Here is an 8121-nt window from a genome sequence, read left to right as displayed (position 1 = left end):
CGACGTCGCACTCGAAGCGCCCGGGGCCGCGAACGCGACACCCATTCCCGCAACCCACGGCAAAGACGCCCCCACCGCCACCGCCACACACGACGACACGACACGACGGCTGGGAGAAACGTGACGACCAGGCATGACCGACTCCAAAAGAGAGAGAAAGCTTCTCCCCCCATAGAAGTCAAGGGGCCACGACATGACCCTGGGGAAAGCGCCCAATCCCGTCTTTCGCCACCGAGCGGGGAACTCGTGCGGTGGCCCGTCATGGGCGGCGGAGGGGCGTCACGCGAGCCCGCCGTTGGTGAAGACGACCTGGCCGTTGACCCAGCGGGCCGGACCGGCGAGGAAGGCGACCGTCTCCGCGATGTCCTCCGGCTGCCCGAGGCGTTCCATGGGGACGGCCTGGGCGAGGCCGGCGACGGTCTGCTCGTCCTTGCCGTCCAGGAACAGCGGAGTGGCGGTGGGGCCCGGCGCCACGGCGTTGACGGTGATGTCCTTGCCGCGCAGTTCGCGCGCGAGGATCAGCGTCATGCCCTCCACCGCCGCCTTGCTCGCCACGTAGGCCCCGTACGTGGGGAACTGCGTGCGCGTGACGCTGGTCGAGAAGTTGACGATCGCTCCGCCGCCGCGGATCCGGCGGGCCGCCTGCCGGGAGACGACGAAGGCGCCGCGGATGTTGGTGCGGTGCATACGGTCGAGGTCGTCCAGGTCCAGGTCCGCGATCGGGGCGAGCACCATGACACCGGCGGTGTTCACGACGACGTCGATGCCGCCGAAGGCGTTCTCCACGGCATCGAAGGCGGTGCGCATCGCGTCCTCGTCCGCCACGTCCCCGCCGACCGTGATCGCCCGGCCGCCTCGCGAGGTGATCTCCTCTACCAGGCGCTCGGCTCTGGCCCTGTTGCCGGCGTAGTGCACGCCGACGGCGTATCCGTCGGCGGCCAGTCGCTCGGCGCAGGCGCGGCCGATACCGCCGGAGCCTCCCGTGACGAGCGCGACCCGCCCAGTGGAGGTGGAGGTGGAGGTCATGAGAGGCGTTCCCCTTCTGGTGATCGTGTCGCTCGGTTTCGCGTCCGGCCTCACGGCGCGGCGGGGCCGCGTACCGCACGGGATCGCGCCTGATGCCTTCACGTGACCGGGATCGCACCCAGCGTAGCCGCGGAGGCGCGGGATGCCGGGCCTCAGCCGACGGCGCTGATGGTGTCCGCGAGTCGGCGGCGGGCCGCTCGCGCGGCGGGGAGGACAGACAGCAGCGCCGCTCCCAGCACGGCAGCCGCGACGAGCAGCGCCAGATGCGGAAGCGCGGGAGCCTGCGCCACTCCGGAGCCCAACCCGATCCTGCGCGCCTCCGCGTCGATCAGGGCGTGGGCGAGCGGCACTCCCAGCACCGCGCCGGTGATCGCGGCGAACAGCGTCGTACAGCCGACGGCCGTCACCGTGACGGCGGTGATCTGTCCCGGGGAGAAGCCGATCGCCTTGAGCGCCAGGAGGTCGCGCTCACCGGCCAGGATGCTGCCGCCGATGGCCGTGGACAGTTCGATGAGCCCGATCAGCGCCAGCACGGCCACGAGTCCCGCCACCACGCCGAGCACGGGTGAGAGGCGGTCGCCGGGGCTCGTGGCCTCCTGGATGTCCAGGCGACCGCCCGAGGCGGCCGTCAGGTCCGCGCGCACCTCCGCGGGGTCGGCGCCGGGCTCCAGGCGCAGCAGGTGCATGGAAGGCGTGAGGCCGGGGTCGTTCTGCCGCAGGGTGTCGAGGGAGGTGGAGATCACCCGGCCGCTGTTCTCCGGTTCGATGGCCCGGCCGACGATGTGCAGGATCTGCGGTTGACCGCCCGCCGTCACGCGGACCCAGTCGCCGACCCGTACGCCGAGCAGGTCGAGCAGGCCCTGGCCGGCGACGGCCTCGTCCGGGCCCGCCGCCGGCCGGCCCTCGACGACGGCGAACGGGTAGGGCTCGTTCCGCGTGCCGAGGCCGCGCAGGGCGATGGTCCCGGTCTGGCCCGGTACGAGCGCCGCGACCTCGACGCCCGGGTGGGCGGCCACCACCCGGTCGTCCGCCTCCAGCAACGCGCTGATCTCGCGCTCGCCCAGGCCATCGGCCCGTACGGTCAGTGCGGCGGCCGTGCCCATCCGCTCCGGTTCGCTGTCGAAGCGGCCCAGAGCGGTCCAGGCGCTGAGGGCCACGGTGATCAGCAGGAGCGGCAGCGCCAGCCGGACGATGGTGGCCGGGGTGCGGGTGCCGGGCACGAGCGCCCGGTGCCAGCCGAGCACGAGTGCGGGCGGCACGCCGAGGCCGAGGGCTCTGCGGGTGGTGCGGGAGAGCCGGCCGGAGGGCGCGGTCTCGGGCGGCAGCGCGGGCACCGGGGGCACGCGTCCGGCGCGCCAGCCGGCGAGAGAGGTGGCGGCGCCGATGAACAGGACGACGCCGGCCGGCACGGCGAGCAGGATCGCCCGATGGCCGGGCAAGCCCTGCCAGACGTGCACCGCCTCGCCCAGCCGGCCGGGAATCCCGGCGCCGAACGACCTGGTCAGGACGGTGGCGATCAGCGCGCCGAGAAGGGCGAGGGCCAGGTGCTGGACCACGAAGACCCGGGTGACCTGGCGGGGCGTGAAGCCGACGGCCTTCAGGACGGAGATGTCGCGCAGGTGGCCGCGCACCCGGGTGCTGATGGCGCCGAAGACGGCCAGTGCTGCGGCGATCAGCGCACCGAGCCCGAAGAGCGCGAGCACCTGCCCCAGCAGCCGGGTGTCGCCCTCCGCCTCGCCGCGCGCCTGCTGCCAGCTGGACACGTCGGTGACGTTGCCGGCCCCGAGCACGGTGACGGCGCGCTGGATCGCGTAATCGGTGTCGTCCGGCTCGGCCAGCAGCAGACCGGTGACCTGCCCCGACCACGTACCGCCCGCGTGCTTCGCCGCCGCCGGCAGCGCCCACACGGTGCCGCGCCGCTCGCCGGGCCGGTAGCGCGGCTCGGCGCTGTCGGCGACCCCGACGACGGTCAGGGCGCGGTCGCTCCCCGGCACCGTGAGCCGGTCGCCGGGCTCGGCCCACAGGGCGCGGGCCAGGCTGTTCTCCAGGACCACGCCGTCGGGCTCGGCTGCGGTGAGCCATCGTCCGGCGGTGAGGAGCGGACGGCCGGTCCCGGGCGGTTCCTCGCCGGCGGCCCGCAGTTCCACGCCCGCTCGGACACCGCCCGACTCGACGGTGGCGAACGCCGTGCGGTACGGACCGGAGAGCGCGTCGACGCCGTCCTGGGAGGCGAGCCGCCCGGGGTCGGCCGAGGCGGCGGTGTGCATCCAGACGTGCGCGCCGCGGGACTCGGTGAAGATCCGCTGCCAGGGGTTGGTGGCGTAGCCGAACAGGGCGGCGGCGAGCAGCAGCGCGGTGACGACTCCCACGGTGGCGCCGACGATGAACAGTGCTTGGCCGCGGTGGGTGCGCAGATCGGAGTGCGCCCAGCGCAGCGTCGCCCGCACGGTCAGTCCTTCAGTTCGAGCACGCCGGAGAGCCCGGTGCTCCGCGCGGGCGGGTCGCCCAGGTCGGCGTCGTCGGTTATCCGGCCGTCGAAGAAGCTGATGACGCGGTCCGCGGTGCTGGCGAGCCGGGCGTCGTGGGTGACGAGCAGGATCGTCTGGCCGCGGGCGTGGAAGCGCGAGAGCAGGCGCATCACCTCGCGGGTGCCTTTGCTGTCGAGGCTTCCGGTGGGTTCGTCCGCGAGGAGGAGCCGGGGATGGTTGACGAGCGCGCGGGCGAGGGCCACGCGCTGCTGCTCGCCGCCGGACAGTTCGCCGGGCATGCTGCGGGCCCTGCCCTCCAGGCCGAGTTCGCCGAGGAGTTCCCGGCGGGCGGTGCGGGCGCGTTTCGAGGAGGCGCCGGCCAGCAGGGCGGGGAGTTCGATGTTGTCGGCGACGGTCAGGTTCGAGACGAGGTTGAAGAACTGGAAGACGATGCCGATGCTGCGGCGGCGTTCGACGGCCCAGCGCGCCTCGCCGTAGGAGTCGGTGCACTCGCCGTCGAGCCAGATGCTGCCGCTGTCGGGCCGCTGGAGGCCGCCGAGCAGGTGGAGCAGGGTGGACTTGCCCGCGCCGGAGGGGCCGGTGACGGCGACGAACTCGCCGCGCCGCACGGTCAGGTCGACGCCGCGGACGGCGTGCGCGGCGGCGCCCTCGCCCCGGTGGGTCTTGGTGAGGGCCTGGGCGCGGAGTGCGGGGACGGGCTCGGCCGGTCGGCTCATTCCCGTCCCTCCAGCTCTTCCTGACACCGCTCCAGCCAGTCGAGGTCGGCCTGGAGATGCAGCATGGCTCCCTCGATCAGGAGTTGGGCGACGGGCTCGTCGCGGTTCTCGGTGGTGGACAGCTTCGACAGCTGGCGCATGGTCGTGAGGTACTGGCGCCGCTGCTTGTTGATCAGACCGATCCGGTCGGCCAGGCCGGTGTGCGAGGCGAGGGCGAGCTTCATGAAGAAGTCGTCCCGGACCCGCGGCTCGTCCGCCGTCTCCTCGAACCAGACGCTGAGCGCTTCTCTCCCGGCGTCGGTCAGTCGGTAGATCTTCTTGTTGGGGCGGCTGGACTGGGCGATCTCCTCGCCCTCGATCAGCCCCGACTTCTCCAGCCGGCTCAGCGTGACGTAGATCTGCCCGACGTTCGGCTGAGGGTACGCGGCGCCCAGCAGTTGCTCAAGGTCCTGCTTGAGTTCGTACCCGTGGGCCGGGCCTCGGGACAGCAGTGCCAGGAGGGGCAGCCGCACTCGCGCTCCCTCCTCTCCTGGTCTCGGGCCGGCGCCCGATCGTGCCTCACCGCCCGGAGAGGCGGCCCGGATCGCTCACGCGATCTGATCGGGTCCTAGTATCGCCCATGCCTAACGGGTATACATGCCGTAGGCCGGGACGGCGATGTCCGGCAGCCTGGCGGCGGGGAGGACCGATGCGGTGGACGCGTACCGCCGGCAGGGCGCTCCTGGCCACCGCCGTGGCTCTGACCGGCTGGGCGGGCGGGGCGGCGAACGGCACGGCCGGTGCGGGGGGTGACGCCGGGCGGGGGCCGATGACGCTCGCCACGGCCGGGGACCTCACCAACTACCTGGGCCCGCTGCTCGCCGACTGGAACCGCGCGCACCCCCGGGAGCGGGTCACCCTCGTCGAGCTTCCGGAGTCCGCCGACGAGAGCCGGGCGCAGATGATCACGGAGCTGCGCTCCGGGGCCGGGCGCTACGACCTCCTCAACATCGACGTCGCCTGGACCTCGGAGTTCGCGGCGGCGGGCTGGATAGCGCCGCTGGAGCGCGACAGGTTCCCGCTGAAGAGCTTCCTGCCGCCGGTCGTCGGCACGGCGACGTACGCGGGGAAGCTGTACGCCGTCCCGTACGTGACCAACACGGGGATGCTCTACTACCGCAAGGACCTCCTGGACCGGGAGGGCGAGCGGCCCCCGCACACCTGGGCCGAGCTGGAGCGGCAGGCGCGCACGATCGCCCCGAAGTACGGCGTCGGCGGCTACGCGGGCCAGTTCCTCCCGTACGAGGGCCTGACCGTCAACGCGGCGGAGATGGTCTACTCGGCCGGCGGCTCGATCCTCGGCGACGAGGGCGAGCGGGTCACGGTGGACTCGGCCGCGGCGCGCAGGGGCATCGGCGTCCTGGCGCGCGGGGTGCGCGACGGCTGGATACCGCGCCAGGCCCTCACGTACAAGGAGGAGGAGTCCCGCCGGGCCTTCCAGGACGGGAAGCTGCTCTTCCTGCGCAACTGGCCGTACGCCTTCGCCGCCGCCGCGGGCGAGGACTCGAAGATCGCCGGGAAGTTCGGCGCGGTGCCGCTGCCGGGCAGCGACGGGTCGGGGACCAGTGTGCTCGGCGGCTCCAACCTCGCCGTCAGTGCCCGGGCGGAGCATCCGGCCTCGGCGAAGGACCTCATCGCCTATCTCACCGGCGAACCGGTGCAGCGCAGGGTGCTCACCGAGGGCTCGCTGCCTCCGGTGCGGGCCTCGTTCTACCGGGACGCGGAGCTGGTGCGCCGCTTCCCGTACCTGCCGGCGCTGCGCGAGAGCGTGCTGTCGGCCGCGCCGCGGCCCAAGAGCCCGCGCTACGACCAGGTCAGCCTCGCCGTGCAGGCCGTCGTGCAGGACGCGATGGCCCAGCGTCAGAAGCCCGAGGCGGCGGTCCGCCGGCTGGCCGTCGAGCTGGCGGCCATCGCCCGCCGCGGCTGACCCCTTCCAGCTCTTTCTACTTACCCGTTAAGTAGTGCGCCGACGTCGTTCGGCTGCCTGTCGACGCCCTTGCGCCCTTCCAAATGCGGGCATAGCGCCCAACTACCGTTGCATTTCGGCCTGACCGTTGACACCTTCTCGACATCGCTACTTAACATGTATGCATAACCGCAGGGTTCAGCTGCGGCACCCCTCACGCAGAAACAAGGTCTACGGGTGAAGCTCTCAGCACCGGTCGGCGACGGCCCCACACGTTCCGCGGTCCTCCACCCCTGGTGGCGCGACGCGGTGATCTACCAGGTCTACGTGCGCAGCTTCCTGGACAGCACCGGCGACGGAATCGGCGATCTGGCGGGCGTCCGCGCCGGGTTGCCCTACCTCAAGAAGCTGGGCGTGGACGGCATCTGGCTGAGCCCGTTCTACCCCTCGCCCCAGCACGACCACGGTTACGACGTCGCCGACTACTGCGACGTCGACCCCGTCTTCGGCGACCTCGCCGAGTTCGCCCTGCTGGTCGGCGACGCGCACCGGCTGGGGGTGAAGGTGCTGCTCGACATCGTGCCCAACCACTGCTCCAGCGAACACCCGTGGTTCACCGAGGCGCTGGCCGCCGAACCCGGCAGCGCCGCCCGCGCCCGGTTCCACTTCGCGGAGGGCCGGGGTCCGGACGGGGCGGAGCCGCCCAACAACTGGCACGCGATGTTCGGCGGCCCGGCCTGGTCGCGGGTCACCGAGGCGGACGGCTCGCCGGGCCAGTGGTACCTGCACATGTTCACGCCCGAGCAGCCCGATCTGAACTGGCGCAACGCCGAGGTCGGCGCGCACTTCGACCAGGCGCTGCGCTTCTGGCTCGACCGCGGCGTGGACGGGTTCCGCATCGACGTGGCGGCCGGTCTCTTCAAGCACCCGGAGCTGCCCGACTCCCCGGACCCCGCGGCCGACGCACGCACCCGCGACTCGGTCAACCCGCTCGCCTGGAACCAGCCGGAGGTCCACGACGTCTGGCGCCACTGGCGGTCGGTCTGCGAGGAGTACACCGCGCGCGACGGCCTCGAACGCCTCCTGGTCGGCGAGGTCTCCGTGCCGACCGCCCGCGAGCACGCGCTGTACGTACGCCCCGACGAGCTGCACCAGGCGTTCTTCTTCGACCTGCTCGGGGCCCCGTGGGACGCCGACGCCTTCCGCAAGGTCATCTCGGAGGCGATGCAGGACATCGCCGGCACCGGATCCACCGTCACCTGGGTCCTCAACAACCACGACCAGGTCCGCACGGTCACGCGGTACGGCGAGTCGGGCACCGAGAAGAGCGGGCTCGGCGCCGCCCGTGCCAGGGCCGCCGCCCTCCTGATGCTGGCGCTGCCCGGCGCGGCCTACATCTACCAGGGCGAGGAACTGGGCCTGCCGGAGGTCGTCGACCTCCCCGACGACGTCCTGACCGACCCCATCTTCCGGCGCACCGGCAGCCGGGCGCGGATCCGGGACGGCTGCCGCGTCCCGCTGCCCTGGTCCGGGCACGCGTCGCCGTTCGGCTTCAGCTCCGGCGCCGAGGGGGCCAAACCCTGGCTTCCGCAGCCGGGCTGGTTCGCCGAGCACGCCACCGACCGGGCGCTCGCCGACACCCGCTCCTTCTGGCACCTGTACCGCGACGGCCTGCAACTGCGCGCCGGACTGCCCCAGTTGGGCGAGGGATCGCTGCGGTGGCTGGAGACCCAGCCCGGAGTCCTCGCGTTCGTCCGGTGCGACGGTCTGGTCTGCGCCGTCAACTTCGGCACCACCCCGGTCCCGGCCCCCGTCTCCGGCGCGCCGCTGCTCTCCAGCGGCCCCTGCCCGGTCGGCGTCCTTCCGGGCTCCACCGCCGCCTGGTGGATCAGCGACCACCCCTCAACCTGAACACACCCCGACCCCGGCCACCCCCTTCCCCCCG

At 72.8% G+C, this 8121-nt stretch carries 6 protein-coding genes; 2 read left to right on the top strand and 4 right to left on the bottom strand.

Features of this window, described 5'->3' with window-relative positions:
- Positions 1–279 precede the first annotated feature (279 nt).
- The 4 genes from EES43_RS28235 to EES43_RS28220 form a co-directional block, all read right to left on the bottom strand.
- Positions 280–1026 carry an SDR family oxidoreductase gene (locus tag EES43_RS28235; RefSeq protein WP_124271386.1) on the bottom strand — a complete coding sequence of 249 codons (747 nt, stop codon included), beginning with the start codon at positions 1024–1026 and terminating at the stop codon, positions 280–282.
- A 152-nt stretch (positions 1027–1178) separates the two neighbouring features.
- Positions 1179–3473 (bottom strand): ABC transporter permease, encoded by a 2295-nt coding sequence (locus EES43_RS28230; protein ID WP_124271385.1) that lies wholly within the window; start codon positions 3471–3473, stop codon positions 1179–1181.
- Between the two features lie 2 nt (positions 3474–3475).
- Positions 3476–4231: an ABC transporter ATP-binding protein gene (locus tag EES43_RS28225; RefSeq protein WP_124271384.1), complete on the bottom strand. Its 756-nt coding sequence runs from the start codon at positions 4229–4231 to the stop codon at positions 3476–3478.
- Complete coding sequence (locus EES43_RS28220; RefSeq protein WP_124271383.1) at positions 4228–4743, bottom strand: PadR family transcriptional regulator; 516 nt, start codon at positions 4741–4743, stop codon at positions 4228–4230. The genes EES43_RS28225 and EES43_RS28220 overlap by 4 nt, the downstream gene beginning before the upstream one ends.
- A 176-nt stretch (positions 4744–4919) precedes the next feature.
- Between EES43_RS28220 and EES43_RS28215 the strand changes: the two genes are divergently transcribed.
- Together EES43_RS28215 and EES43_RS28210 are read left to right on the top strand one after the other, a co-directional pair.
- Positions 4920–6197 (top strand): ABC transporter substrate-binding protein, encoded by a 1278-nt coding sequence (locus EES43_RS28215; protein ID WP_124271382.1) that lies wholly within the window; start codon positions 4920–4922, stop codon positions 6195–6197.
- A 216-nt stretch (positions 6198–6413) separates the two neighbouring features.
- The gene (locus tag EES43_RS28210; RefSeq protein WP_124271381.1) at positions 6414–8087 is read left to right on the top strand and encodes a glycoside hydrolase family 13 protein; all 1674 of its coding nucleotides are present in this window, start codon (positions 6414–6416) and stop codon (positions 8085–8087) included.
- The last annotated feature ends 34 nt before the right edge of the window (positions 8088–8121 follow it).

This window comes from Streptomyces sp. ADI96-02, assembly GCF_003846185.1.
Classification (GTDB): domain Bacteria; phylum Actinomycetota; class Actinomycetes; order Streptomycetales; family Streptomycetaceae; genus Streptomyces.
The sequence above is the reverse complement of the archived record's forward strand: the minus strand, read 5'-3'. Positions and strand labels throughout refer to the sequence as shown.

Excerpts from the sequence above, each read along its gene's own strand:
- EES43_RS28235 (WP_124271386.1), bottom strand. The coding sequence starts at position 1,026 with ATGACCTCCACCTCCACCTCCACTGGGCGGGTCGCGCTCGTCACGGGA.
- EES43_RS28225 (WP_124271384.1), bottom strand. The coding sequence starts at position 4,231 with ATGAGCCGACCGGCCGAGCCCGTCCCCGCACTCCGCGCCCAGGCCCTC.
- EES43_RS28215 (WP_124271382.1), top strand. The coding sequence starts at position 4,920 with ATGCGGTGGACGCGTACCGCCGGCAGGGCGCTCCTGGCCACCGCCGTG.